The organism is Hymenobacter terrigena (assembly GCF_054776515.1).
Map to the genome: position 1 here is coordinate 816881 of NZ_BAAHBU010000001.1, position 26625 is coordinate 843505.

The window sequence follows — 26625 nt, forward strand, 5'->3', positions numbered from 1 at the left end:
GGCAAAAAAAGACAGTAATTAGCTAGTCTATTTAGCTTGTTTCTTAGTGATAAAAGGCTGAAATTTGGCCTTTCAGGCGGGTTGCGGTTTATTTGGGTGCGCACTCGCCAACTTTGATTCGCTAAGAATTTTGGGAACTTTCCGGCCCGTGCCGGAATTGTAATTTATTGCGCTCCGCGCTGATTCCGGTATTTTTGACGGCAGTACGCCGACCTCATTCGTTTCCCTCGTGGCTTCTCTCGATACTCCCAATTCCGACGCTCCCAACCAGGATTTTTTACAGCCCGGTGATTCCGTGGATTTTGATTTGTCCGCCTTCTCGCCCGCAGCGGATGCCGACGCCCAGGAACCCACCGAATTCGCTGACGAGCCGGCTGGTGAAGCGGCCGAAGAATCCGCCCCGCTGGCCGCCGATTTGTTCGGCAACGTGCCCCTGACGCCGCCCCAGGCCGAAGCTATTCCCGTGGAAGAGCAAACCGAGGAGGAGCCCAAATTCGCCCCCGGTGAAACCATTCACGACGTGGCCACGGTGCGCGGCATGTACCAGAACTGGTTTCTGGACTACGCCTCCTACGTAATTCTGGAGCGCGCCGTGCCGGCCATCGAGGACGGCCTCAAGCCCGTGCAGCGCCGCATTCTGCACGCCATGAAGGAGATGGACGACGGCCGCTTCAACAAAGTGGCCAACGTCATCGGCCAGACCATGCAGTACCACCCGCACGGCGACGCCAGCATCGGCGACGCCATGGTGAACCTGGGCCAGAAAGACCTGCTCATCGAAACCCAGGGCAACTGGGGCGACGTGCGCACCGGCGACGGGGCGGCTGCCCCCCGCTACATCGAAGCGCGCCTCTCGAAGTTTGCCCTCGATGTGGTATTCAACCCCGATACCACCGAGTGGCAGCTGAGCTACGACGGCCGCAAGCGCGAGCCCACCACGCTGCCCGTGAAATTCCCGCTGCTGCTGGCACAGGGCGTGGAAGGCATTGCCGTAGGCCTGAGCACCAAGATTATGCCCCACAACTTCCGTGAGCTGTGCAAGGCCAGCATCGACGTGCTGCGGGGCAAGGAAGTGCAGCTGTTTCCGGACTTTTCGACCGGCGGCCTGTGCGACGTGAGCAACTACAACTCGGGCATGCGCGGGGCCAAAATTCGGCTGCGCGCCACCATCGAGAAAGTCGACAAAACGCTGCTCGTTATCCGTGATATTCCCTACGGCTCCACCACCACGGCGCTGATGGAGAGCATTGTGAAGGCTTCGGAAGCCAACAAAATCAAGATTAAGAAGGTGGTCGACAACACGGCCGCCGACGTGGAAATTCAGGTGCAGCTGCCGGCCGGCGTGTCGCCCGACCTGACCATGGACGCGCTGTACGCCTTCACCGACTGCGAAATCAGCATCTCGCCTAATACCTGCGTCATCATCGATGAAAAGCCCCGCTTTGTGGGCGTGGAGGACGTGCTGCGGCTGAGCACCAAGGCCACCGTACGCCTGCTGGAGCGCGAGCTGGAAATCCGCCAGGACGAGCTCTGGGAAAAGTGGCACAACGCCTCGCTGGAGAAGATTTTCATCGAAAACCGCATCTATCGCAAGATTGAGGAGTGCGAAACCTGGCCCGAAATCCTCGAAACGATTGACAAGGGCCTGAAGAAATTTGTGCGCGTGGAAGGGGAGAAGGCCAAGGCCGACGACCAGCGCATCGTGCTGCGCCGCCCCGTTACCGAGGATGACCTCACGCGTCTGACCGAAATCCGCATCAAGCGCATTTCGAAATATGACGGCTTCAAGGCCGATGAATACTTGCAGCGGCTGGAAGCCGAGCTGGCCGAAGTGGCCGACCACCTGGCCAACCTCACGCGCTACGCCATTGCCTACTTCGAGGGCCTGCTGAAGAAGTATGGCGCGGGCCGCGAGCGCAAAACCCAGCTCCGCACCTTCGACGTGGTGACGGCCCAGAAAGTGGCCATCGCCAACCAGAAGCTCTACGTGAATCGCGTGGACGGTTTTGTGGGCTACGGCCTCAAAAAGGACGAATTTGTATGCGATTGCTCCGATTTGGACGACATCATTGCCATCAAGCGCGACGGCACGTTTATGGTGACCAAAATCGGAGATAAAACCTTCGTGGGCAAGGATATCCTGCACGTTGGTGTCTATAATAAGAACGACGACCGGTTGGTGTACAACATGGTGTACCTCGACGGCGCCTCGGGCATCAGCTTTGCCAAACGCTTCCTGGTGTCGGGCATCACCCGCGACAAAACCTACGACCTGACCAAGGGCACAAAGGGCACCAAAACCCTCTACCTCACGGCCAACCCCAACTCGGAGTCGGAAATCGTCAGCATTCAGCTTTCCGATAAAGCACCGGCGCGGGTAAAGCAGTTCGACTTCGATTTTGCCGAGCTCAGCATCAAAGGCAAAGGCTCGATGGGTAACATCGTGACCAAGCAGCCCATTAAGAAAATCACCCAGAAAACGCTGGGCGACTCGACCCTGGGCGGCCGCGAAATGTTCTTCGACAGCGTGGTGGGCCGTCTCAACACGGCTGGCCACGGCCGCTACCTGGGCACTTTCGATACCGAAAACGTGCTGCTGGTGGTGCACAAGGACGGCAGCTACGAGCTGACTGCGCCCGACCCGGCCATCCACTTCGACGTGCCCAACATGGTGCTGCTGCGCAAGCTGGAGCCCGACACGGTACTTTCAACGGTGTACCTCGATGGGGAAACCAAAATCCACTACGTCAAGCGGTTCAAAATTGAAACCAGCACGCTAGGCAAGCGCTTTACCTTTATTTCGGAAGCCAAAGGCTCGAAAATGCTGGCCGTGACGGCCAATCCCGAGCCGCTGGTGGAAGTAAAAATCCAGAAGGACAAGAAGGCCGACAAGGAAACCGAGAAAATTGCGTTGCACGAGTTTATCGACGTGAAAGGCTGGAAGGCGATGGGCAACAAGCTCAACTACTACAAAATCCACGCCCTCACGCTGCTCACCGACGAAGGCCCTGAGCCGCAGCGCCGCGAAGTGAAGAAGCGCGCCGCCACTCCTAAACCCGGTGAAAATCCGGCCGGGCCCGAAGCGCAAGCCGAGCCGGCCGGCCCCGTCGATGTGACCGCCGAGGAAGTGGCCCGCGCCCAAGAGCTGCTGAAGCGGCCCAAGGCGCAGTTGGGGCTGTTTTAGCGCGTCCCGCTCGGGAGGCAATGGAATGAAGCCGGGCGGCAGCTTGGAAGCCGGGCGGCAGCTTGAATGAGGCTGTCCGGCTTGATTCCGCTACTTCCGAATCTTTTTGCGCCCTTTCTTTGCGTTTATGCTTGTGTTGTTTCGGTGGTGGTCGTGCTTGGTCCTGGCAGTCCGGTGGGGGCGGGGCGGGCTCAGTAGCGCCGTAATGCTCAGTGCACTCATGATGCTGCCAGCGGCCGCGCAAATCCGGCCCCGCCCGGCAAAACCCGCTGCGCGCCAGGTGCCAGTAGTTGCGCCACCGTCCGACCCGCCCGCCGTGCGTGTCAAGCTATTCCAGGCCGCCGCGCTCGCCAACAGCTTCAAGGATTCCGAAGCTTTGGCCGTGTATCAGGAAATCCTGAAAGCCGTGCCAGCCCATTACCTGGCCCTGTGGCAGGCTGCGGTGCTAAGCGTAAAAATCGGCACCCGCTATTCTGACGAAACGCGTAAATCGGCGTATTTCGACCTCGGCCGGCAATACGCCGACCGTGCCCTGCTGCTTCGGCCCGAAGGGGGCGAAAGCAACTATGCCGTGGCGTTGGCCCTGTTCAACCAGGCCACGCTATACCGGGCCGGAGCGCGCCTCAAAGCTTTCCGCGACCTACGCTCGCACGTGTACCTGGCCACCGAGCGCCGCCCCGACCTGCCCGAAACCTGGCAGCTACGCGGCCGCTGGCAGTACCGCGTGGCGCACTATAACTTAATTGAACGCCTCTACAGCAAAATTGTGCTGGGCGGCGTGCCCCCTGGCGGCGACAGCAAAGAAGCCATGGCCGACCTGGAAAAAGCCCGCGAGCTGGCCCCGCAAAATCTCCAGTTTTGCTATGATTTGGCCCGGATGTATGTTTACCAGGGGCGCCGCCGCCGGGCCATTGCCTTGCTGCGCGAAGCCGAGCGCCTGCCCACTATTACCAGCGAAGATTTGGTGGTGAGTCGTTTGTGCCGGAAAATGCTGCCCCCATTACTCCGCGCCGATGCCCGTCGCCAGAAGCGCCGGGTGCGTGAAGGCAAAAAGCCCAAACCCGCGATTTTGACTCCGGTTGATTCCATTCGGGCGCGCCGCGATACCCTCAGCCGCAAGCAGTAGCTGCTAGCTTTGCATTTACATGACCATGCGCTTCTCGGTTTCGGTACGGTTTTCTTCGCGTTGGCTGCCGCTGGTGGGCTGTTTGAGCCTGGTCGTGGCAGCCTGCCAGTCCGCGCCCTCCGAACAGCCCGATACGCTGGTAAACCTTGCCACTGTGCAAAGCGGCCCCCGCGTACAGGCCGACGAACTTAACGGGGCCATTGCCCGCGAACCCCGCAATACGGCGCTACTGGCCCGCCGCGCCACCCTGCGCCTCGCCGCCGGCCAGCCCACCGCCGCCCTTACCGACGTGGCCGCTGCTTTGGAAATAGACGATTCCGACGGTAATCTATACTTCATTCAAGCCAAAGCCTACCGCGCGCTCGGCCAATTGCCCGCTGCGTTGGCCGCCGCCCGCCAGGCCGCCGACCGGGGTTTCTCTGGCCCCGAACTGCCGCTTTTTGTGGGCGAAACCCACTTGGCCGCCCGCAATTACCCCGCCGCCCTCGATAACCTCGACCGCACCCTGCGCCTCGACCCCGACCAGCCCGCCGCCCTTTTCTACAAGGGCCTGGCCTACGCTGCCACCGCCGATACCAGCACGGCCGTGCAGTATTTGCAGGATGCCTTGGCCCGCAGCCCCCGCGAGCCCGAAATCCTGCACCAATTAGCTTTCCTGCTGAATGCTTGGCGCATTCCCGCCGAGGCGGCCCGCTACGCCGCGCTCGGGATGAAGCTCGACACGACTTCCGGCCTGCTGCGCTACGACTACGGCCGCCAGCTGGAATTGCAAGGCCGCCCCGATAGCGCCCTGTGGTACTACCGCCGTGCCCTGGCCCTCGATACCACCGTGTACCGGGCCGATTATCGCCTGGGCCTGGCCGCTGCCAAAGCCCGACAGCCCGTTGCCGTCATCCAGCACCTCACCCGCGCCCTGCGCCGCAACCCGCGCCTGCCCGAAGCCCGCGCCCTGCTGGCCGAGGCCCTCGAAACCCAAAACCGCCTGCCTGAGGCTTTGGCCCAATACCGTTTGTTGGTGGCGGAGAATCCCGGCAACCCGCATTGGACCTTCAAGGTCTGGAAGATGAACGGGGCAGTGCAAGCCTCGCTGCCTGATAGCCTGCGCACTACTCCACGCTATTACTACCGCCGCCCCGTGGCTAGGCCCCGCATCGAGCCCATTGCGCCGGTTTCGCCCCTGAATTCAATGACGGGCAAGCAATAGCTCGAAAACCAGCTTCGGAAGCAAGTACTGGGGTTTGCTGTGCGCACTTTGCCCGAAAAAAATACCGCCCCTCCCGGCACAAGTGCTAACTTGCGCCTTGCCTGCCCCAAGCGGGGACTTTTTACTTAGTATTATGCTCAATATCACTCTCCCCGACGGCTCCCATCGCCAGCTGCCCGACGGCGCTACCGGCTACGACGTTGCCGCCAGCATCTCCGAAGGCCTTGCGCGCAATGCCCTCGCCGTCACCGTGAACGGCGACGTGCGCGACCTCCACCGCTCCCTACCTGACAACGCCACCGTCAGCATCCTCACCTGGAACGACACCGCCGGCAAGTCCACCTACTGGCACTCTTCGGCTCACCTCATGGCCGAAGCGCTCGAAGCGCTGTACCCCGGCGTGAAGCTGGCCATCGGCCCGGCCATTGAAAACGGCTTCTATTACGACGTCGACCTCGGTGAAGGCCGCAGCATTAGCAGCGAAGACTTTCCCGAAATCGAGAAGAAGATGCTGGAGCTGGCCAAAAACAAGAGCCGGTACGAGCGTAAGGAAGTTTCGAAAGCCGACGCCATTGCCTACTTCACCGAAAAGCAAGACCCCTACAAGCTGGAGCTGCTCGAAAACCTTGAAGACGGCAACATCACCTTCTATACGCAAGGCGGCTTCACCGACCTCTGCCGCGGCCCGCATATCCCCGACACCGGCATCATCAAGGCGGCCAAGCTGATGAACGTGGCCGGGGCCTACTGGCGTGGCGATGAGAAAAACAAGCAGCTCACGCGCCTCTACGGCATCACTTTCCCCAAAGCCAAGGACCTTGCCGAGTACCTCGAACGCCTCGAAGAAGCCAAGCGCCGCGACCACCGCAAGCTGGGCAAAGAGCTGAAGTTGTTCGCTTTCTCGGAGAAAGTAGGAGCGGGGCTGCCCTTGTGGCTGCCCAAAGGCACCGCCCTGCGCGAGCGTCTTGAGCAGTTCCTGCGCAAAGCCCAGGTGAAGGCCGGCTACTCGCCCGTCGTAACGCCCCACATCGGCGCCAAAGAGTTATACGTGACTAGCGGCCACTACGAAAAGTACGGCGCTGACTCGTTCCAGCCCATCAAAACGCCTAACCCCGGCGAGGAATTCTTCCTCAAGCCGATGAACTGCCCGCACCACTGCGAAATCTATAAAACCGAGCCCCGCAGCTACCGCGACCTGCCCGTTCGCCTCGCCGAATTCGGCACCGTGTACCGCTACGAGCAGTCGGGCGAGCTGCACGGCCTCACCCGCGTACGCGGTTTCACGCAGGACGACGCCCACATTTTCTGCCGCCCCGACCAGGTGAAGGAGGAGTTTATGAATGTGATTGACATCGTGCTCTACGTGCTCAAAGCCCTCGATTTCCCCGATTTCACCGCCCAGATTTCCCTGCGCGACCCCGAGAACAAAACCAAGTACATCGGCTCCGACGAAAACTGGGAAAAGGCCGAAAGCGCCATCCAGGAAGCTGCCCTCGAAAAAGGCCTCAACACCGTCACCGAATACGGCGAAGCCGCTTTCTACGGCCCCAAGCTCGACTTCATGGTGCGCGACGCCATTGGCCGCCGCTGGCAGTTGGGTACCATTCAGGTCGACTACAACCTACCCGAGCGTTTCGACCTTGAATACACCGCCGCCGACAACTCCAAGCAGCGCCCCGTGATGATTCACCGCGCGCCGTTCGGCTCGCTGGAGCGCTTCGTGGCCGTGCTCATCGAGCATTGCGGCGGCAACTTCCCGCTCTGGCTCACGCCCGAGCAGTTCATCGTGCTGCCGATTTCCGACAAGTACAGCGACTACGCCTACCAGGTGAAAGCGCAGCTGGAGCAGCACGACCTGCGCGGCACCGTGGACGGCCGCGACGAGCGCATCGGCCGCAAAATCCGCGACGCTGAAATGGGTAAGATTCCTTATCTGCTGGTCGTAGGCGAGAAGGAAGCCCAGGATAACATCATCTCCGTGCGCAAGCACGGCGAGGGCGACCTTGGCTCCATGCCGCTGGAGGCGTTTGTGAAAAGCGTGCAGAGCCAGATGGTGGATGCAATGTAAGCTGCTGATTACAAGCTTGTCATGCTAAACATGATGAAGCACCTTATTCCGTTAGAACAAGTCGTTCAGGCGTGATAAGGTGCTTCATTACGTTCAGCGTAGCAATGATTTAACAGGCTTCTATAAATTCCTTCGGCACGCAGCTTGGCTTTCCCATTTAAAACACCGATATTTGCCCCCTGATAACCAGGCCTTACCCGGCCTAAACCGCCCAGAATCTCATTCCCCGCCACTTTTTTAGCAGGAGGACCAAACCATAGCAGCTCCGAATCGTCGGTACGTGCCCCGCCAGCAGGTGGAAGAGCCGTTCAAAATCAATCAAAAAATCACTGCTCGCGAAGTGCGCCTCGTTGGCGACAACGTCGAACAAGGCATCTATCCGACCGACCAGGCCCGGAAGATGGCGCAGGAACAAAACCTCGACCTCGTTGAGATTTCGCCCACCGCCGTGCCGCCCGTTTGCCGCGTCATCGACTACTCGAAATTCAAGTACGAGCAGAAGAAGAAAACCCGCGAGCTGAAAGCCAAGCAGACCAAGGTCGTGCTCAAGGAAATCCGCTTCGGTCCCAACACCGACGAGCACGACTTCGCTTTCAAGGTGAAGCACGCCCAGGAGTTTTTGCGCGAGGGCGCGAAAATCAAGAGCTACGTGCACTTCGTGGGGCGCAGCATCGTGTTTAAGGAGCGGGGCGAAATCCTGCTGCTCAAGTTTGCCCAGGCCCTCGAGGACCTCGCCAAAGTAGAGCAGTTGCCCAAGCTCGAAGGCAAGCGCATGTTCCTCTACCTGGCTCCGAAAGCGGCTGCCGTAGTGAAACCCGCCGCCAAGCCTGCTGCCGATGCCAAGCCGAAAGCTCCCAAGCCGGCAGAAGCCACTAACAAGACCTCCGAACCGGCTCCGGCACCCGCTGCCGACGCCGCCGAATAGATTTTACCCGGTTGAAGATGGCTTCCCGACCCTTGGTCAGTCAGCAATCAACAATCAACAACCAACCCTCCAACACTTACTACAATGCCGAAAGTAAAGACGAAATCCGGTGCTAAGAAGCGCTTTGCGCTCACCGGAACGGGCAAGGTGAAGCGGAAGCACGCCTTCAAATCACACATCCTCACGAAGAAGACGACCAAGCAGAAGCGCGGCCTGACCCACACCGGCCTCGTGAGCAGCGCCGACATGAACCGTGTGCGCCAGATGTTGAACATCTGATTTTACTGGTTGCTAGTGAGTGCGTGGCTTTTGCCCCGTCCAGCTTAACGCCGTAAGTCACCCAATAATTTAAAATTTCACCAGGCTTCCGGCCTTAAGACCTTCACCCGTCGCCGGCTGCCAAAAACTCTCAAGGTTATGCCAAGAAGTGTCAACCACGTGGCCTCGCGCCACCGCCGTAAGAAAATCATGCGTTTGGCGAAAGGCTACTATGGCCGTCGCAAAAACGTGTGGACCGTAGCCAAGAATGCCGTTGAAAAAGGCCTGCTCTACGCTTACCGCGACCGTAAAGTAAAGAAGCGCGAATTCCGTGCCCTCTGGATTCAGCGTATCAACGCCGGCGCTCGTGAGCACGGCCTGTCGTACTCGCAGCTGATGGGCGGCCTGAAGAAGGCTGGCATCGAGCTCAACCGCAAAGTGCTGGCTGATTTGGCTCTCAACCACCCCGAAGCCTTCAAAGGCATCGTGGAGAAGGCAAAATAACTGTCCCTGCGCGCTATCCACCAAGAAAACGCTGGCCCTTGGGTTCAGCGTTTTCTTGTTTTTGGCCGGGGCTGACTGGCCCGCTGGGTTGTTTTCGCTCCGTGATGAGTCGGGCCATTGGTTGACCTAAAAGGACTGGAAACAAAAAAACCGCTCCAGTACCAGACTGAAACGGTTTTCGACGTAGCGGGAGGCGGGCTCGAACCGCCGACCTCAGGGTTATGAATCCTGTGCTCTAACCAGCTGAGCTACCCCGCCGGGTTTTTGTGGGTGCAAAGGTAACGCTGCAAAAGGCCCCGAAACAAGTCGCTGGGCCAAATAATACTGTATTTCTTCTGTGTTCCGCCTGTTTTACGGCAGCGGCGCTCGGCTTCCTTCATCTTCGTCCTATGGCATTGCCTGATACTCAAACTAAAACGCGTTTCGTGGTGGAATTCCCCATTAATGCGTCACCCAAGATTCTTTTTCCTTACTTGGCTACGGCCTCGGGCCTTTCGCAGTGGTTTTGCGACGATGTACGCTACGTGGAAGGCCAACGCCTCAATTTTATCTGGGATAACGACAACCACTACGCCGAGATTTCGGGCCAGCGCCTCAACAAGGCCGTGCGCTTCGTATTCCTCGACGACCACCGCCAGCCGTTGCCCGACGCCAATTTCCTGGAATTTACCCTCGATTCCTCCCAGGTGACGGATGAAGTCTACCTGCGCGTGGTGGATTACTCTGCGGGCCACGATGCTGCTGAACAGCACGAGATGTGGGAAAGCCTGGTGGCCAAGCTGCGCGACCAGGTAGGCGGCTAACCGGCCAAATGCTTTTCTAAATATCTCCGAGGTACTTTTTTACCTGAACTTTCGTTTTTGCGCTGGCGCGTTCTTTTGCGCCTCCAAGCGCTACCTGCCATGCTCAAAAAGCTCGACAAGCTTATTCTGAAGGCCTTTGCCGGCCCGTTTCTGCTCACCTTCGCGGTGGTGCAGTTTATTCTGCTCACGCACACCTTGCTCAAGTATCTGGACGATATTATCGGCAAGGATTTAGGTACTGGGGTGCTGCTGCAACTGCTGTTCTATTTCAGCGTGCTCATTGTGCCTGTTTCGCTGCCGCTGGCCGTACTGCTGTCCTCGCTGATGACTTACGGCAACCTGGGCGAGCACCACGAACTAACGGCCATTAAAGCGTCAGGAATTGCGCTCACGCGCATTCTGCGGCCGGTGCTGCTGCTCACGGCGGGGCTGGCCATCGGCGCGTTCTGGTTCAATGAAACCATTGTGCCCAAGGCCAACCTCAAAGCGTATAGCCTGCTGTGGGACGTGCGTCAGCAAAAACTGGCCCTGGATATCCGCGAAGGCGTGTTTTACAGCGGCATTCCCGGCTATACCATCAAGGTAGATAAGAAGACCGGCGAAAACGGCGACCGGCTGCACGGCGTCATGATTTACGACCACACCCAGAAGTCGGGCAACGCCACGGTGATGCTGGCCGATTCCGGCCGCATGTTTACCACGCATGGGGGCGGTTACCTGAGCCTGGAACTCTTTCACGGGCACAACTACATCGAGCAGCCCGATGCCCGCGACCGCGCCGGGGCCAGCTTCGTGCGCCAGGGGTTCGACCACAATGTCATTACGTTTTCGCTGGCTTCGTTCAGCTTAGGCCGTACCAAAGAGGACTTGTTCAAGGAGAACCGGATGATGCTCAACATTCCGCAATTGCATTCCGCTACTGATTCGGTGCAGAAGAAGCTGCACATGGAGCAGAAGCAGCTTCCCCGGCAAATGAATGCGTACTACACCTTCGCGCGGTTCGATACCACCGGCCGCAAGGCCAACCAAAAGGCCGAAAGCATCCAGGTGCCGGTGACAAAACTGGCGCCCGTTACCGCTCCTATTATTCAACAGGCTACTAACCGGGCCCGCAATCTTCAGTCTTTCGCAAGTTCTACCTCCGAGCGGCTGAATGACTACGCCCGCAACTCGGCGCTGTTCCGAATTGAAGTGTACCGGAAATACTCGCAATCCGTCGCGGTGCTGCTGATGTTTCTGATTGGTGCGCCGCTGGGCTCTATTATCAAAAAAGGCGGTCTGGGCGTGCCCATTCTTATTTCCATCCTCTTTTTCATCGTCTATTACGTGCTCAGCATCATGGGCGAGAAGTACGGGCGCGAGTTTGTGATGCCGGTAGGAGTGGGCATGTGGATGTCGAACCTGGTGCTGCTACCGGCGGGTTTGTTCTTTCTCTACCAAGCTTATAATGACTCCGGGCTGCTGGAACTGGACTTCTGGCGGCGGCTGCCGCAACGCCTGGGCATTCCGGCGCTGCGCAAAATCACGGAGCCGAAAGAAGAGGTTGTCGCCTGATTTCAGGCCACAAGCCATACAAATCTCGCCAACGCACTTTCATCCTGTTTTAAAATTTCTTACCTTTGCGGCACCCCAATGTGTGGGGTACTCAAATTTCTTTTTTCATTCTAAAATCTAAGACGGGGTAACACCTATCAACCGATGATTTTAACTACAGAAGCAAAACAGGCCATCTTCGAGAAGAACAGCCTGCAGAAAGTGAAAACCGATACCGGCTCGGCTGAATCGCAAATCGCCCTTTTCACGCACCGCATCACCCACCTCACCGAGCACCTGAAGGTGAACAAGAAGGACCACAGCACCCGCCTGGGCCTCCTCAAGCTCGTAGGTAAGCGCCGCAGCATGCTGGATTACCTGCAGCACCGCGAAATCAACCGCTACCGCGCCATCATCAAGGAGCTGGGCATCCGTAAGTAAGTCCAGAATCTGAGAGTAGGGAGCCTTCCAACGAAGGTTCCCTACTCTTTTTTTGTTCGGGTTGGTTTGGCCCCGAGGCCGGCCCGGAAAGCTGTTTTCCCATCGGAGCCCCTGAGTAACGAGGGCCGTGCGCGGTACTCGTTTTTGGCTGCTCGCCCGCTGTCGCTTTTCCAAGCAAATCCCGCTGATGTCCCAACCCCACGCCATTACCAAAACCCTGGCGCTGCCCGACGGCCGCGTCATCTCCATCGAAACCGGCAAGCTGGCCAAATTTGCCGACGGCGCCGTTGTGGTTCGCCTCGGCGATACCATGCTGCTCGCCACGGTGGTTTCGGCCCCGAGCCAGCGCGAAGGCGTTGATTTTCTGCCGCTGTCGGTGGATTATCAGGAGAAATTCGGCTCGGCCGGTAAGATTCCCGGCTCGTTTCAGCGCCGCGAAGGCCGCCTGAGCGACTACGAAATCCTGATTTGCCGCCTGGTCGACCGCATCCTGCGGCCGATGTTCCCCAAAGACTACCACTACGAGGTGCAGGTAATGATTACCCTCATCTCGGCTGATAAAGAAGTTCAACCCGACGCGCTGGCCGCCCTGGCCGCCTCGGCTGCGCTGTCGATTTCCGACATTCCGTTTGCCGGCCCGATTTCCGAAGTGCGCGTGGCGCGCATCGACGGCCAGTTCCAGATTAACCCCAAGACTTCCGACCTGGCCCGCGCCGACATGGACCTGATGGTGGGCGCGACCGCCGACTCCGTGGCCATGGTGGAAGGCGCCATGCAGGAAGTGAGCGAAGAGGAAATGGTGGCGGCCATTGCCTTCGGCCACGAAGCCATCAAGGCCCAGTGCCAGCTGCAAAAGGAGTTGGCCGAGGCCGTGGGCCGCACGGCCGATTCGCCGACCCGCGAGTACCCCAAGTACGAGGAGAACGAGGAGCTGAAAAAGACCATTCTCGACGCCGTGTACCAGGGGGCTTACGACGTGGCCCGCAGCGGCAACACCAGCAAAGCCGGCCGCAAGGAAGGCTTTTCGGCAGTGAAAAAAGCAGTGCTTGAGCACCTGCTGTCCGTGGATGCCGAGTTGAACATGAAGATGTTCAGCCGCTACTATAGCTCGGCCGAGAAGAAGGCTATTCGTGATATGATGGTGAAGGAGCGGGTGCGTCTCGACGGCCGTCAGCTCACCGAAATTCGTCCCATCTGGTCGGAAATCAACTACCTGCCCGGTGCGCATGGCTCGGCCATTTTCACCCGCGGCGAAACCCAGAGCTTGACCACGGCCACGCTCGGTACCAAGCTCGATGAGCAAATCATCGACCAGCCGCTGGCCAAGGGCTACTCGAAATTCATGTTGCACTACAACTTCCCCGGTTTCTCGACCGGCGAAGTGAAGCCAAACCGGGGCGCTGGCCGTCGCGAAATCGGCCACGGCAACCTGGCCCTGCGCTCGCTGAAGCAAGTGCTGCCCCCCGAAGAGGAAAATCCCTACACCATCCGCATTGTGTCGGACATTCTGGAGTCGAACGGCTCCAGCTCGATGGCCACCGTTTGCGCCGGCTCGCTGGCGCTGATGGACGCCGGTGTGAAAATCACGGGTGCCGTTTCGGGCATTGCGATGGGTCTGGTTCAGGATAAAGAAACCGGCGAATATGCTGTGCTGAGCGATATTCTCGGCGACGAGGACCACCTCGGCGACATGGACTTCAAAGTGACCGGCACGGAGAAAGGCATTTGCGCCTGCCAGATGGACATCAAAATCCAGGGCCTGAGCAATGAGATTCTGACCGCCGCGCTGCACCAGGCCCGCGCCGGCCGCCTGCACATCCTCGCCGAAATGGCGAAGACCATTGCCGCTCCGGCGGCCGAGCTGAAGCCTCACACGCCGCGCTCGCACAAGATGCTCATCGACAAAGAATTCATCGGTGCGGTAATCGGGCCGGGCGGCAAAGTCATTCAGCAGATTCAGAAAGACACCAACGCTACGGTGATTATCGAGGAGAAGGACGAGAAGGGCCACGTGAGCATCTACGCCTCCAACCAGGAGGACATGCAGGGCGCCATCGACCGCATCCGCGCCATCGCTGCGCAGCCCGAAGTGGGCGAGGTGTACAAAGGCAAAGTGCGCTCAATTCAGCCCTACGGTGCTTTCGTGGAGATTATGCCGGGCAAAGACGGCCTGCTGCACATCTCGGAAGTGACGCACGAGCGGATTCAGACGCTGGAAGGTTTGTTGGAAGTGGGGCAGGATATCGACGTGAAACTGGTGGAAATCGATAAGAAAACCGGCAAGTACCGCTTGTCGCGCAAGGTGTTGCTGCCCAAGCCGGAAACGGCTGCCGCCAGCAACGGCGAAGCTCAGGCGTAGTTGTGAGGGCAGTCCGAACTAATGTCAGCGGAAGCCTGTTGGCTACCTCTGACTTAGGGGACTGTCCGGACGGCTTTTTCTTTCGTATAACCCCATCAGATATCGTTCTTACCTAGTCCCCAATGAGACAGCTAAAAATTAGTAAGCAGATTACCAACCGCGAAAGCCAGTCGCTGGACAAGTACCTCCAGGAGATTGGCAAGGTTGATTTGCTCACGCCCGACGAGGAGGTGACGCTCGCGCAGCGTATCCGCGACGGGGACCAGCAGGCGCTGGAAAAATTGACCAAGGCCAACCTGCGTTTCGTAGTGTCGGTAGCAAAACAGTATCAGAACCAAGGCCTTAGCCTAGGTGACCTCATCAACGAGGGCAACCTTGGTCTTATCAAAGCGGCTAAGCGTTTTGACGAAACCCGTGGTTTTAAATTCATCTCGTACGCCGTTTGGTGGATTCGCCAGTCGATTCTGCAGGCCCTGGCTGAGCAGAGCCGCATCGTGCGTCTGCCCCTGAACCGCGTGGGTTCGCTGAACAAAATCAGCAAATCCTTCTCGGAGCTGGAGCAGAAATTCGAGCGCGAGCCTTCGCCCGAGGAAATTGCTGAAGTGCTGGAGTTGACTACCTCGGAAGTGGTAGACACCTTGAAGATTTCGGGCCGTCACGTATCGGTGGATGCGCCGTTTGTGCAAGGCGAGGAAAACCGCCTGCTCGACGTGCTCGAAAACGAGGACGAGGAATCGCCGGACATGGCCCTGATGAACGACTCGCTCCGCAAGGAAGTGCAGCGTGCGTTGAGCACGCTCACCAAGCGTGAGGCAGATGTAATTACGCTTTACTTCGGGCTGAATGGCGAAGCCGCCCTCACGCTGGAAGAAATCGGTGAGAAGTTTAACCTGACCCGTGAGCGGGTGCGTCAGATTAAAGAGAAGGCGATTCGTCGTCTGCGGCACACGTCGCGCTCGAAGGCGCTGAAGCCTTACCTGGGCTAACTTCTGCTTAGTTTTGTTGTTGCAAAAAACCCCGGCTGTAAGGTTGGGGTTTTTTGTACCGCTCGTGCGGCAAGCTTCAGCTTGCCGCGAGACTTTTATTTTGAAAATCAGCTCTAAAACGGCAAGCTAAAGCTTCCCGCTCATTCAATGTCTGAACACATCAAATGCCTGATTATCGGCTCCGGGCCGGCTGGTTATACTGCCGCCATTTATGCCGCTCGCGCAAATATGGCCCCCGTTATGTACATGGGTTTGCAGCCCGGCGGTCAGTTGACGATTACCAACGACGTGGAGAATTTTCCCGGTTATCCGGACGGAATTATGGGGCCGGAGATGATGGAGGACCTGAAAAAACAAGCTACTCGCTTCGGTACGGATATCCGGTACGGTATTGCGACGGCGGTAGATTTCTCGGTGCATCCGCGCAAAATCACGATTGATGAAACGACCGAACTGACGGCCGATGCCGTGATTATTGCCACGGGTGCTTCGGCTAAGTGGCTGGGTATTCCGTCGGAGGCCAAACTGAATGGCTCGGGCGTTTCGGCTTGTGCCGTGTGCGACGGCTTCTTCTACCGTGGGCAGGAAGTGGCCATTGTAGGCGCGGGCGACACGGCAGCGGAGGAGGCGACTTACCTCGCCAACCTGTGCAGCAAGGTGACCATGATTGTGCGCAAGAGCGAGATGAAGGCCTCGAAAATCATGCAGCAGCGCGTGCTCGACAACCCCAAGATTGAGGTGCTGTTCGACACGGTGACGGATGAGATTCTGGGTGAGCACGCGGTGGAAGGCGTGCGCGTGAAAAACGTGCTGACCCACGAAACCCGCGAAATCGCGCTGACGGGCTTCTTTGTGGCCATTGGGCACGAGCCAAATTCCAAAATTTTCCAACCTTATCTGCACCACGACGAGCAGGGGTACCTGAAAACCATCCCCGGCACCAGCAAGACCAACATCGATGGCGTGTTTGCCTGCGGCGACGTGCAGGACTACACCTACCGCCAGGCCGTGACGGCTGCCGGCACCGGCTGCATGGCCGCGCTGGATGCAGAACGGTATCTGGCAGCCATGGGCATACACTAAATTTGCTTCCTGAACGTCATAACACAGCACGTCATGCGAAGCTTGCCGAAGCATCTTTTCTTTACCGCCACAGTAATTCATTACGCTCGCAGTAGAGGTGCTTCGGCAGGCTTCGCATGACGTGCTGCTTGTTACTGTCTAAAAACAACCTGCTTTTGACTTTCCTGAAAACAACATACTGGCGCCCGGCGCTGCTGTTGCTGGCGCTGATTTGGCTGCTGGCGGGGCTGAGCCCGGCCCAGGCGCAACGCCGCAAGGCCGCGCGCACCAAGACCAAAGCCGGCAGCACAACCGGCAAGTCCGACTTCTTCCGCATCAAAACGCCCCGGATGCGGTACGTACGGCCCGACACTACTACGGTTATCGAAACCGAAGAAATCCCCGACGACAACTCCGACGCCGCGAAATCCATTTATTTCAACCCGGCCAAGAAGCTCAGCATTGTGAGCGAAGACACCACGACGCTGAACGAGGGCGGGCAGGAAATCGTGGAGATGTCGGAAGAAGTATTGATTGATTCGTCGTGGGTGAAGGTGGCCGGCTACTATTCCATCTGGGACACGCACCGCGTGAATCCGTACCGCGTGGACGGCCGCAGCTACCGCGACTCGCTGAAGCTGCACCTTACCGACCCGCCCCGGCAGCGCTACGCCAAAATGCCGCTCCTGACTACGCCCATTACCTCGGGCTTTGCCTTCCGGGGCTACCGCTGGCACTACGGCATGGACCTGGATTTGGAAACCGGCGACTCGGTGAAAACCGTGTTCGACGGCGTGGTTCGCATTCAGGCCTGGGACGGCGGCGGCTACGGCAACTACATTCTGGTGCGCCATTATAACGGTCTCGAAACGGTGTATGGTCACCTGAGCAAGGCGCTGGTAACGGTGGGTACCTTCGTGAAAGCGGGCCAGCTCATTGGCTACGGTGGCAGCACGGGGCGCAGCACGGGCTCGCACCTGCATTTTGAGGTGCGCTACCAGGGCAACCCCATCAACCCGGTGCTGATGTATGACTTCCCCGGCTACAAGCTGCGGAAAGACAATTTTACCATCACCTCGGCACTATTCAACTACTACAGCCGCGCCCTGGGGCACCGGAGCAGCGGCAGCCGCGGTGGGTCGCCTTCCCGCGCCCGGCAGGTGGTCACGCACAAAGTGCGCTCCGGCGATACCATGTCGGAGGTGGCTGAGCGGTACGGGGTGCGCGTAAGCACCCTGAAAAAGCTGAACCCGGGGGTGCGAACCTTGCAGCCCGGCAAAAAGCTGCGGATTAAGTAACCTCTGAGATACAATAGTCCGTCATGCTGAGCGCAGTCGAAGCATCTCTACTGCAACAGTAAATAATTACTACTGCGGAAGAGATGTTTCGACTGCGTTCAGCATGACATTCTTTTTTTCATATCATTCAATTTCCCCGCAATGAAACTCGATATCCTGGCCCTTGGCGCTCATCCCGATGATGTAGAAATGTCCTGCACCGGTACGCTGCTGGCCAGCATGGCAGTGGGCAAAAAAGTGGGCATTGTCGACTTCACGCGGGGCGAGCTGGGCACGCGCGGCACACCCGCTATTCGGGCGGAGGAAGCGGCCGCCGCAAATAAAATCCTGGGCATTGATATCCGCGAAAACCTGGGCATGGCCGATGGCTTTTTCCGCAACGACCGGGAGCATCAGCTGCCACTTATTGCTGCTATCCGCCGCTACCAGCCCGACGTAGTGCTGGCCAATGCCATTGATGACCGCCACCCCGACCACGGCCGGGCGGCCCAGCTGGCCATCGATGCCTGTTTTCTGGCGGGCCTTCGCATGATTGAAACCCTGGGCGACGACGGCCTGCCACAGGCCGCCTGGCGGCCCAAAAACGTGTACCACTACATCCAGGACCGGCAGCTGCCGCCCGCCTTCGTGGTCGACATTACGCCGTATTGGGAGAAGAAGTGGGCGGCCATCCAGGCCTTCAAAACCCAGTTTTTCAACCCCGACCTCGACGCTCCGCAAACGTACCTTTCCAGCCAGACCTTCGCCCGTTTTATGGAGGCGCGGGCGCGGGAGTTCGGCCACATCATCGGGGCCGAGTTTGGCGAGGGCTTCACGGTGGCGCGACCAGTAGGGGTGCGCGAGGTGGGCGACTTGCTGTAGTTCCTGACCATTGCAACGGACCTGATGGGCGGGGCTCAGGCAGCTAAAGCTTCCGCTGACAGCCGCTGAAACGATAGCTGCGCATCGGCCTGAGAATATTTTTGGAGGCCGCCACGTACGTGGCGGCCTCTTTTTCATTGCGGGCAGCAACAAAAATAAAATCCAGCCCCTGCTCGATACCCTTGCCGCCATGTTCCTGGTGCGGCAGGTGGAGGGGGAGCGGGTGTATGTGGGGTGATTTTTGATTGGTAGTGATGTTCTTGTAGCCGTGAACCCTGATAATCTTTGAAGGTAGAGCAGTGCTGCAAGTAGTTTCTATACCTTTGAAGGGAAGCTGTATGAATTTTCTTTTGAATCATCAGTAGCTTCACACTTCATTCTCACTTATTTTAAGTCAAAAAAATGGACAAAATCACTAGCAGTCTGATTAATGAGTTGCTTAGAGCGCAAGAATTGAAATCTGAATGTGAAGCAAAGGATTTCGAAAAGCTTGTAAACTATGCATGTATATCTAATGAGTACAACAAGTTATTTGATTTAGAACTTGCTACTATTGGTAGCGGGAATGATACTGGCATTGATGGTATTGCTATTATTGTCAATGGAAATATTGTTGAGAGCATTGATGAAGTAGATGATTTGCTAGAAGCGAATGAATACTTAGAAGTTACTTATGTCCTCACACAGGCGAAGTCATCTTCTAGCTTCAATAGCAGTGACATCAACACTTTTCTGTTTGGTGTTAAGGATTTCTTTTCCGAAAGTCCTAAGCTAGTTCGAAATGAAGATATTGCACAGTTTGCGGAATTGTCAACTTATATCTATGACCAAGCCTCATTTTTTAAAAAGAATCCAGACCTCAAATTGTACTATGTCACCACTGGTACTTGGACGAATGACCAGAATAATCTTGCTGTAATAAATAGTAACATTAAGGATTTAGAGGATAAGAACCTGTTTAATAAGGTGAGCATGTTTCCCTGTGGCGCCAAGGAGCTGACTAACCTTTACCGAAAAACTAAGGAATCGAATACAGCGACGATTGCATTTGAAAAGAAAATAACCATTCCAGGTATATCTGGAGTTTCTGCTTCTTACATCGGCTTGCTACCTTTTGCTGAATTTAAAAAGATTATTGTTGATGAGAATGATAAACTAAAGAATGTTTTTGAAGATAATGTTAGAGATTTTCAAGGCAAGGATAATGAGGTAAATGCTCTAATAGACCGAACTATAAAAGGGGAGCAGCCAACACTATTCAATGTACTTAACAACGGAGTAACTATAGTTGCAGGGGGGCTGAGTAGCACGGGTGATAATTTTATCGTAAAAGATTATCAAATTGTCAATGGCTGTCAAACGAGTAATGTACTATTTAATAATCGTGACAATGAAGAGCTTAAAAATGTGTTTATACCAGTCAAGCTGATTGTAACCGGTGATGATGAAATAAAGAATCAAATCACCTTGGCAACCAATAACCAAACTGCCATTAAGAAGGAACAACTAGCGGCTTTGACTGAATTTCAACGAGGATTAGAGCGCTATTACAATGCTATTACCGATGAAGGTAAACTCTATTACGAGCGTAGGGCAAAACAATATAATACACTTAATGCTGTTCCAAAGGCTAGAATAATCACTATTCCAATCCAGATAAAATCATTTTCAGCAATGTTTTTAATGGACCCTCATATGGTGACGAGCTTTTTTGGGTCAATTGTGAAAAAACTCAATACTGAATCAACAAAGATATTTAAACCTGACCATGCTCATGTGCCATACTATACGAGTGCATTAGCTTATTACAGACTTGAATCTATATTCAGGAGGAAGGCAATAGATAGCCGCTATAAGAAGGCGAGATTTCATCTCTTGATGATTTTTAGAATATTGGTGGTTAAAGATTCTTTGCCTTTTCTCAATAGTCCTAAACTTATGGGTACTTATTGTGATACCATATTAAAAACCCTAAGCAATGAAGAGAAAACACTGTATTTTTTCAAAATTGCCACCGAACTTCTTGATAGTACCGGATTTGATTTGGATGATAAGCAACACGTTAAACAAGCCAATAGAACTGAGAAGCTTATTGATGCTGCGACAGGCTACAGAGATAGAAAAACACTTGCGGCTAAATAAGCAGACATGACGCTTAACCAACAAAAAACCGCCCCGACCGCACTTGCGACCGGGGCGGTTTCGCATTCCAGCAGCCGCGCTTGTTTCCCTGCGGCTGGTTTGCCGCCGTGGCCCGCGTCCACTATTTCCGCGGGCTTTGCGGTAGGCGGCCTCCAGCTCCGGCAGGGTGCTTTCCAGGTTGGGTAAGTACACGTCGCACGGGGAATAACCAAGCCCGCTCTCTCACTCGCCCAGCAGCGTGAGCAGCAGTGAGCGCCGGCCGCCGTGGTCGCGGTGCTCGCCCAGGTAGATGCCCTGCCAGGTGCCCAGCGCCAGCCGCCCGTTCATGACCGGAATGCTGACGCTGCTGCCCAGCAGCGCGGCTTTCAGGTGGGCGGGCATGTCGTCGGGGCCTTCGGAATTGTGGCGGAAGTAGGGCGCATTTTCGGGAGCCGTGCGGTTGAAGAATTGCTCGAAATCATGGCGCACCGTGGGGTCGGCATTTTCATTGATGCAGAGGCTGGCCGAAGTGTGCTGGATGAACACGTGCAGCAGGCCGGCCCGCACCCGCGCCAGCTCGGGCAGTTCCTGCAACACATAGTCGGTGATGAGGTGGAAGCCCCGGCGCATGGCCGGCAGCCGCAGCTGTTTCTGAAAAACCATCAAACAGAAGTATAAAATACGGTGAGCATACGGAGGGTGAGCCTGCCAGTAGGCGTGGGGCTGAATAGTTGCGCCCGGGCAGTGTACGTTATTGGCAGGCAGGATGGGCCGCCGCGGCCAGCAGGATGCATACCGACTGGCGCATGCACTGGCTACGGTCGCACTCCTGAAACTATAGGAAATATTTCCCCGTTGTCAGGGAAATATTTCCCATCTTTGGGCAAGAATCAATTCCGCATCCCCATGACTGCCACAACCCCGCCCGCCGCCGTGTATTCGCCCGCCCTGCGGGGCCTGCAAGCCACCGTGGCCGATTCCTTCGCCCTCGTGATGGAAGCCCGCACCGGCGTGCCGGCCAAAATCGCCTTCGACGTGGCTGCCCTCCTCAAGCTCAGCGCCGACGAGCTGGCCGCCCTCCTGCACACCACCACCAAAACCCTGCGCGCCTACCGCGAGGGCAAAAAGCGCCTCGGCCCGGCAGCCAGCGAGCAAGTCCTCAAGCTGCTGGCCCTCGCCCGCCAGGGTGAAGAAGTATTTGGTGCGTTGCCCGCCTTCCGCCGCTGGCTCGACAAGCCCGCCTACGGTCTCGACAACCAGCCCCCGCTGGCCCTGCTCGAAACCAGCGGCGGCATCGACCTCGTGGCCGACGAAGTCGACCGCATCGCCCACGGCGACCTGGCCTAAGCCCCGAGTGGAAATCTACCGTATCTGCCTGGCCAAATACGCCGGCGAGCTCGTCGCCTCCGGCAACCCCGGCCGCTGGAACCTGCGCGGCCAGCTGGTCATCTATGCCGCCGGCAGCCGCGCCCTGGCCTGCCTCGAAAACGTGGTGCACCGCAGCGGCGAAGGCCTCAACAGCCTCTTCAAAGTCATCCGCATCGACGTACCCGACGCCCTGCCCATCGAAGAGCTAACCCTGGACCAGATGCCGCCCGAGTGGCAGCTGCCGCGCCACTATGCCCGCTGCCAGCCCCTGGGTGCCGCTTGGTACCAGCGCCAAGCCGCGGCGGTGCTGCGCGTGCCGTCCTCCATCATCGCCCACGAGCACAATTACGTGCTCAACACCCGCCACCCGGATTTTGCGCAGATTCGCATCGTGGGCTGGGAGGATTTCGCGTTTGACCCCCGGATTAAGGAAGTATGAGCAAACCGGAAGCGGTGTGTAAGCAGCGCAGAAGCAGGTGGCCGACAGTGGCAGCTTCTTGTCCAGCCAGCGCGAAAATTCCGCTGCGGTATGGCGCTTTGCAGTGGGTTTGCCCTTCGGGAAGTACGCATAGCTACTCCGATGCGCACTCATTGGCGTGAGCAGCAAATAGGACAGGCGCAAGGCATGAGCGTTGTGTACAAGGTTGGCTTAATACTGGAATAAGTCAATTTAATCAGTATGGTTCGCTTGGCGTTAACGTAGGGACTTAATAATTCTTTTTTAAGGCAGCTAAGTAAATCATAGTTTCAGCTCATTATAATTTCATTCAATGCGTTAGGTTAGCTGGTAATGTATTTTCAGTACTAGTGGGCGGGACTTGAAAAAATCAAAATTTATTAGCGAAGGTTGAAATCAAAAACTTAGACAGATGCAATAAATTTGCTAGGTCAAACGGATGAGCTGGAATAAGCAGAGTCACGGGATTGACTTAGCACATTACCGTTTTGAAGTTTTTGTTCACGCTCCTGCTAGCGCTGCTGTGCCTGAAGAGCACTGCCCAAACCGGAATACCAGTACCCGAGCTTGCCCACTGCGATGCCTCCATCCGGCAGTTTATGAGCCGCTGGAACGTACTGGGGGCCTCGGTGGCCATCACCAAAGACGGGCGGCTGGCCTACGAGCGAGCCTTTGGCTACGCCGATGTGGAGCGCACCGTGCACATGCAGCCCTACCACCTGCTGCGGGTGGCCAGCATTTCGAAGCCCGTGACCGCCCTGGCCATTATGAAGCTGGTGGAAGAAGGAAAGCTGAGCCTTGCGCACAAAGTATTCGGCCCGGAAGGCTACCTCAAGGGACAGGCCTACACCCGGGAAATCCATGACCCGCGCCTCTACAACATCACGGTGCAGCACCTGCTGGAGCACAGCGCTGGCTGGGACCGCAGCATCGGCTGCGATGGCTATGACACCTGCGACCCCATCGATTTTCCCACCCACGTGGCCGAAGTGATGCACGTGCCCAACCCCGTAGGCGACTCCACCATCATTCGGTACATGCTGCGCCAGGGACTGAATTTTGCCCCCGGTGCCCGGTTTGCCTACTCCAACGTGGGCTACCTGGTGCTGGGCAAGGTGCTGGAAGCCGTGACGCACCAGCCCTACGAAACCTGGGTGCGGCAGCACGTGCTGGAGCCCGCCGGCGTGCTCGAAGCCCACTTGGGCCACAACCTGCCCGCCGTCCGCCAGGAACGCGAAAGCAAATACCTGAGTCGCTATCGTATGCTCTCGTGCTACAACCCCGGCCGGCAGGTGCCGGCGGCCTACGGTGGCTTCCAGATAGAAGCCATGAACGCACACGGCGGCTGGCTGTTCACGGCCCGCGACCTCGTGCGGCTGGCTTTGGCGGCCGATGGGTTTGCGTCGCCACCCGACCTGATTTCGACCGCCACCCTGCGCACCATGACCGAGCCCTCGGCCACCGCCGCGGGGTATGCCAAGGGCTGGATGGTGGACGGCAGCAGCTGGTGGCACACCGGCCAGCTCGACGGCACGGCCAGCATCGTGATGCGCACGGCCAGCGGCTACACCTGGGCCATCCTGCTGAACACCAGCAACGGCTCGGCGCAATTCTGGCAAGAGCTGAAAGCACTAGGCTGGACCTGGCCGGCCGGGGCTACCAGCTGGCCAACGCACGACCTGTTTGCCCCCGCGCAAAATGCCTCGAACCTCCTGATAACAGCTTCTAAAGCCACCCACCCGCGCCTCGCCTGGACCAATGGCACCGGCACCAGCCGCTTGCTGCTCCTTAAGCCCGACAGCCCCATCAAGGCTTTCCCTTTAGACGGGACGACCTATCCGGTGGCCACCAAGCTGGCCGACGGCACCATCATCGCCGCCAATGGCCCCGAAAGCATGGCCGAGCTAGCTCACCTGCACCCGCAGCGCACTTACTACGCCCGGGTGGTGGAATACCGCCAGGATGCCACCACCGGCAACCGCTCGGTGTACACGCTGGATGGCAACCCTACGCTGGTGCTGCCCCCAACCATATCGGGCCTGCAGTTTCCACAGCTTGCGCTTCACTCCAACGCGGCCCAAGGCGCCACCACGCTACAAGGCGACACCTCACCGGATAACGATAACACCGCCTCTGAGCGGAAGATGGTGGTGGGTAAATACTTCCTGCGATTTCGACGTGCCTGGCGCAAAGGCGTGGCGCACTTAGTGCGACTATAAAGCTGAAAAGGCTTTGTTTATGCCTGGGATTTAATGAGAAAGCTCAGCTTGGTAAATTTCGCCAAGCTGAGCTTTCTTACTTAAGCTGAAGTTTTTACCGTACGCTCAACCGGTTCCGCCGCCATCCTGAAGCCTCTGCGCCCGCCGAGTCGCCAGTTGCGGCGGCTGTTTTGGGTTTCTTCTCGCTAAGCAGCATGGCGCCCAGCGCGGCCGCTATTTTAGCCGTGGCCTCGTCCGGTGCGGCGGGGGCGAGGGTGGTGGGCGTAAAATGGTCGCGGATGAAGTTAGTATCGAAGTTGCCGCTCACGAAGGCGGGGTGCGTCAGCACATAGGTGCCGAAAGCCAAGGTAGTTTCGATACCCGTGATTTTATACTCCTCAATGGCGCGCAGCATGCGGGCAATGGCCTCAGCGCGGTCGGCCCCGAAGGTGACCAGCTTGGCAATCATCGGGTCGTAATAAATCGGAATGTCCATGCCCTGCTCGAAACCGTCGTCGACGCGCACGCCGGGGCCCTGGGGGCGCACGTAGGTGGTCAGGGTGCCGATATCCGGGAGGAAGTTGTTTTGTGGGTCTTCGGCGTACACGCGCAGCTCCAGGGCGTGGCCGGTGATGGTGAGGTCGGCCTGCGAGAAGGCGAGGGGCTCGCCCTGGGCCACTTTGATTTGCTCCTTTACCAGGTCGAGGCCCGTGATTTGCTCCGTCACGGGGTGCTCTACCTGGAGGCGGGTATTCATCTCCAGGAAGTAAAAGTTGTGCTTGTCGTCGAGTAGGAACTCCACGGTACCGGCCCCGGTGTAGTCGCAGGCCCGGGCCACGTCCACGGCGCACTGGCCCATGCGGGCGCGCAGCTCGGGCGTGAGCACCGAGGAGGGCGCTTCCTCAATCACCTTCTGGTGGCGGCGCTGGATGCTGCACTCGCGCTCGAACAGATACACGATGTGGCCGTGCTCGTCGCCCAGCACCTGGATTTCGATGTGGCGCGGCCCGGTCACGAACTTCTCAATGAACACCGCGCCATCGCCAAAGGCCGACACGGCCTCGTTAATAGCCAGCTGCATCTGCTCCTCAAACTCGTCGGGCCCATTTACAATGCGCATGCCCTTGCCGCCGCCGCCGGCCGAGGCCTTAATCAAAATCGGAAAGCCGACTTCCTGCGCAATCTGCTTGGCGGCGGCCACGTCGGAAATGGCTTCAGCTGTGCCCGGTACCAGCGGGATATTATAGGCCTGCACCGCCTGCTTAGCCGAGAGTTTGTCGCCCATGATTTCCATGGCCTCGGGGCTGGGGCCCACGAAAATCAGCCCTGCCTCGCGCACGGCGCGGGCAAAGCCGGCATTCTCAGAGAGAAAGCCGTAGCCGGGGTGGATGGCATCGACGCCCAGCTGTTTGCAGACTTCCAGAATCTTGTCGCCGCGCAGGTAGCTGTCTTTCGAGGCGGGCGGGCCGACGCACACGGCCTCATCGGCGTAGCGCACGTGCAGGGCGTTGCGGTCGGCCTCAGAGTAGATGGCCACGGTGGCAATGCCCATTTCCTTGGCGGAGCGCAGAACGCGCAGCGCAATTTCGCCCCGGTTGGCGACGAGCAGCTTGGTGATTTTTTTCATGCGGGTGGGAGTGAGGGGCGGGGTAGCGGGTAATATGGAAAGACAATAAAAAGAACGTCATGCAGAGCGCAGCGAAGCATCTTTACTGCAGTCACTAATCAATGACGATTACAATGAAGCGGTAAAGATGCTTCGCTGCGCTCTGCATGACATTCGGTTTGCTCTAATCTGCACTAACAGCCCACAAAGAAACTGCGAAACCGCCCCCCAACCCCAAACCCTGGGGCCATTACCCGGTTGTT

General features: G+C 57.6%; 20 protein-coding genes, 1 tRNA gene and 1 pseudogene. 19 read left to right on the forward strand and 3 right to left on the reverse strand.

All coding sequences use genetic code 11. From position 1 onward, the window contains the following. Positions 1 to 463: 463 nt before the first annotated feature. The 7 genes and pseudogenes from ACYU7Q_RS03240 to rplT all read left to right on the forward strand — a co-directional run bounded on the left by ACYU7Q_RS03240 (position 464) and on the right by rplT (position 9269). Positions 464 to 3184, forward strand: a complete 2721-nt coding sequence (locus ACYU7Q_RS03240) for a DNA gyrase/topoisomerase IV subunit A (RefSeq protein ID WP_460608730.1) — start codon at positions 464 to 466, stop codon at positions 3182 to 3184. Between the two features lie 316 nt (positions 3185 to 3500). Beyond that, entirely contained in the window at positions 3501 to 4310 is an 810-nt protein-coding gene (locus ACYU7Q_RS03245; protein WP_460607995.1) for a tetratricopeptide repeat protein, read from the forward strand. Between the two features lie 19 nt (positions 4311 to 4329). After that, on the forward strand, positions 4330 to 5514 hold the full coding sequence (locus ACYU7Q_RS03250; RefSeq protein WP_460607996.1) for a tetratricopeptide repeat protein: 1185 nt from the start codon (positions 4330 to 4332) through the stop codon (positions 5512 to 5514). A 133-nt stretch (positions 5515 to 5647) separates the two neighbouring features. Then, entirely contained in the window at positions 5648 to 7582 is a 1935-nt protein-coding gene (gene thrS / locus ACYU7Q_RS03255; RefSeq protein WP_460607997.1) for a threonine--tRNA ligase, read from the forward strand. Positions 7583 to 7838: 256 nt separating this feature from the next. After that, positions 7839 to 8396, forward strand: a pseudogene (gene infC / locus ACYU7Q_RS03260) (translation initiation factor IF-3); the annotation flags it as partial. Between the two features lie 195 nt (positions 8397 to 8591). After that, entirely contained in the window at positions 8592 to 8786 is a 195-nt protein-coding gene (rpmI, locus tag ACYU7Q_RS03265; RefSeq protein ID WP_046242504.1) for a 50S ribosomal protein L35, read from the forward strand. A gap of 138 nt (positions 8787 to 8924) precedes the next feature. Next, positions 8925 to 9269: a 50S ribosomal protein L20 gene (gene rplT, locus ACYU7Q_RS03270; protein WP_168672944.1), complete on the forward strand. Its 345-nt coding sequence runs from the start codon at positions 8925 to 8927 to the stop codon at positions 9267 to 9269. Between the two features lie 184 nt (positions 9270 to 9453). On the opposite strand, the gene ACYU7Q_RS03275 is transcribed toward rplT, so the two are convergent. Next, positions 9454 to 9527, reverse strand: a tRNA-Met gene (locus tag ACYU7Q_RS03275). Positions 9528 to 9658: 131 nt separating this feature from the next. Between ACYU7Q_RS03275 and ACYU7Q_RS03280 the strand changes: the two genes are divergently transcribed. The 9 genes from ACYU7Q_RS03280 (at position 9659) to ACYU7Q_RS03320 (ending at position 20754) form a co-directional block, all read left to right on the forward strand. Further along, positions 9659 to 10072 carry an START-like domain-containing protein gene (locus ACYU7Q_RS03280; protein ID WP_460607998.1) on the forward strand — a complete coding sequence of 138 codons (414 nt, stop codon included), beginning with the start codon at positions 9659 to 9661 and terminating at the stop codon, positions 10070 to 10072. A 99-nt stretch (positions 10073 to 10171) separates the two neighbouring features. Continuing rightward, positions 10172 to 11626, forward strand: coding sequence for an LptF/LptG family permease (locus ACYU7Q_RS03285; protein WP_460607999.1), 1455 nt, complete (start codon positions 10172 to 10174; stop codon positions 11624 to 11626). 144 nt (positions 11627 to 11770) lie between these two features. Then, complete coding sequence (gene rpsO / locus ACYU7Q_RS03290; protein WP_168672941.1) at positions 11771 to 12046, forward strand: 30S ribosomal protein S15; 276 nt, start codon at positions 11771 to 11773, stop codon at positions 12044 to 12046. A gap of 187 nt (positions 12047 to 12233) precedes the next feature. Next, complete coding sequence (gene pnp, locus ACYU7Q_RS03295; protein ID WP_460608000.1) at positions 12234 to 14405, forward strand: polyribonucleotide nucleotidyltransferase; 2172 nt, start codon at positions 12234 to 12236, stop codon at positions 14403 to 14405. A gap of 122 nt (positions 14406 to 14527) precedes the next feature. Further along, the gene (locus ACYU7Q_RS03300; RefSeq protein WP_035566352.1) at positions 14528 to 15391 is read left to right on the forward strand and encodes a sigma-70 family RNA polymerase sigma factor; all 864 of its coding nucleotides are present in this window, start codon (positions 14528 to 14530) and stop codon (positions 15389 to 15391) included. Between the two features lie 147 nt (positions 15392 to 15538). Then, positions 15539 to 16474, forward strand: a complete 936-nt coding sequence (gene trxB / locus ACYU7Q_RS03305; RefSeq protein ID WP_460608001.1) for a thioredoxin-disulfide reductase — start codon at positions 15539 to 15541, stop codon at positions 16472 to 16474. 155 nt (positions 16475 to 16629) lie between these two features. Continuing rightward, positions 16630 to 17751, forward strand: a complete 1122-nt coding sequence (locus ACYU7Q_RS03310) for a peptidoglycan DD-metalloendopeptidase family protein (protein ID WP_460608003.1) — start codon at positions 16630 to 16632, stop codon at positions 17749 to 17751. A 141-nt stretch (positions 17752 to 17892) separates the two neighbouring features. Next, on the forward strand, positions 17893 to 18612 hold the full coding sequence (gene bshB1 / locus ACYU7Q_RS03315) for a bacillithiol biosynthesis deacetylase BshB1 (RefSeq protein ID WP_460608004.1): 720 nt from the start codon (positions 17893 to 17895) through the stop codon (positions 18610 to 18612). Positions 18613 to 19014: 402 nt separating this feature from the next. Beyond that, positions 19015 to 20754, forward strand: coding sequence for an AIPR family protein (locus ACYU7Q_RS03320; protein WP_460608005.1), 1740 nt, complete (start codon positions 19015 to 19017; stop codon positions 20752 to 20754). 222 nt (positions 20755 to 20976) lie between these two features. On the opposite strand, the gene ACYU7Q_RS03325 is transcribed toward ACYU7Q_RS03320, so the two are convergent. Then, a complete protein-coding gene (locus ACYU7Q_RS03325; protein ID WP_460608006.1) occupies positions 20977 to 21396 on the reverse strand; it encodes a YjbQ family protein in 420 nt (139 codons plus the stop codon). Between the two features lie 243 nt (positions 21397 to 21639). On the opposite strand from ACYU7Q_RS03325, the gene parS reads away from it, so the two are divergent. The 3 genes from parS to ACYU7Q_RS03340 all read left to right on the forward strand — a co-directional run bounded on the left by parS (position 21640) and on the right by ACYU7Q_RS03340 (position 24777). Next, positions 21640 to 22080, forward strand: coding sequence for a type II RES/Xre toxin-antitoxin system antitoxin (gene parS / locus ACYU7Q_RS03330; RefSeq protein ID WP_460608007.1), 441 nt, complete (start codon positions 21640 to 21642; stop codon positions 22078 to 22080). A 7-nt stretch (positions 22081 to 22087) separates the two neighbouring features. Next, entirely contained in the window at positions 22088 to 22540 is a 453-nt protein-coding gene (locus tag ACYU7Q_RS03335) for an RES family NAD+ phosphorylase (protein WP_460608008.1), read from the forward strand. Positions 22541 to 23046: 506 nt separating this feature from the next. Further along, a complete protein-coding gene (locus ACYU7Q_RS03340; RefSeq protein ID WP_460608009.1) occupies positions 23047 to 24777 on the forward strand; it encodes a serine hydrolase domain-containing protein in 1731 nt (576 codons plus the stop codon). 94 nt (positions 24778 to 24871) lie between these two features. Here the strand turns inward: ACYU7Q_RS03340 and accC are convergent, their stop codons facing one another. Beyond that, positions 24872 to 26383, reverse strand: coding sequence for an acetyl-CoA carboxylase biotin carboxylase subunit (accC, locus tag ACYU7Q_RS03345; protein ID WP_460608010.1), 1512 nt, complete (start codon positions 26381 to 26383; stop codon positions 24872 to 24874). Positions 26384 to 26625: the final 242 nt, after the last annotated feature.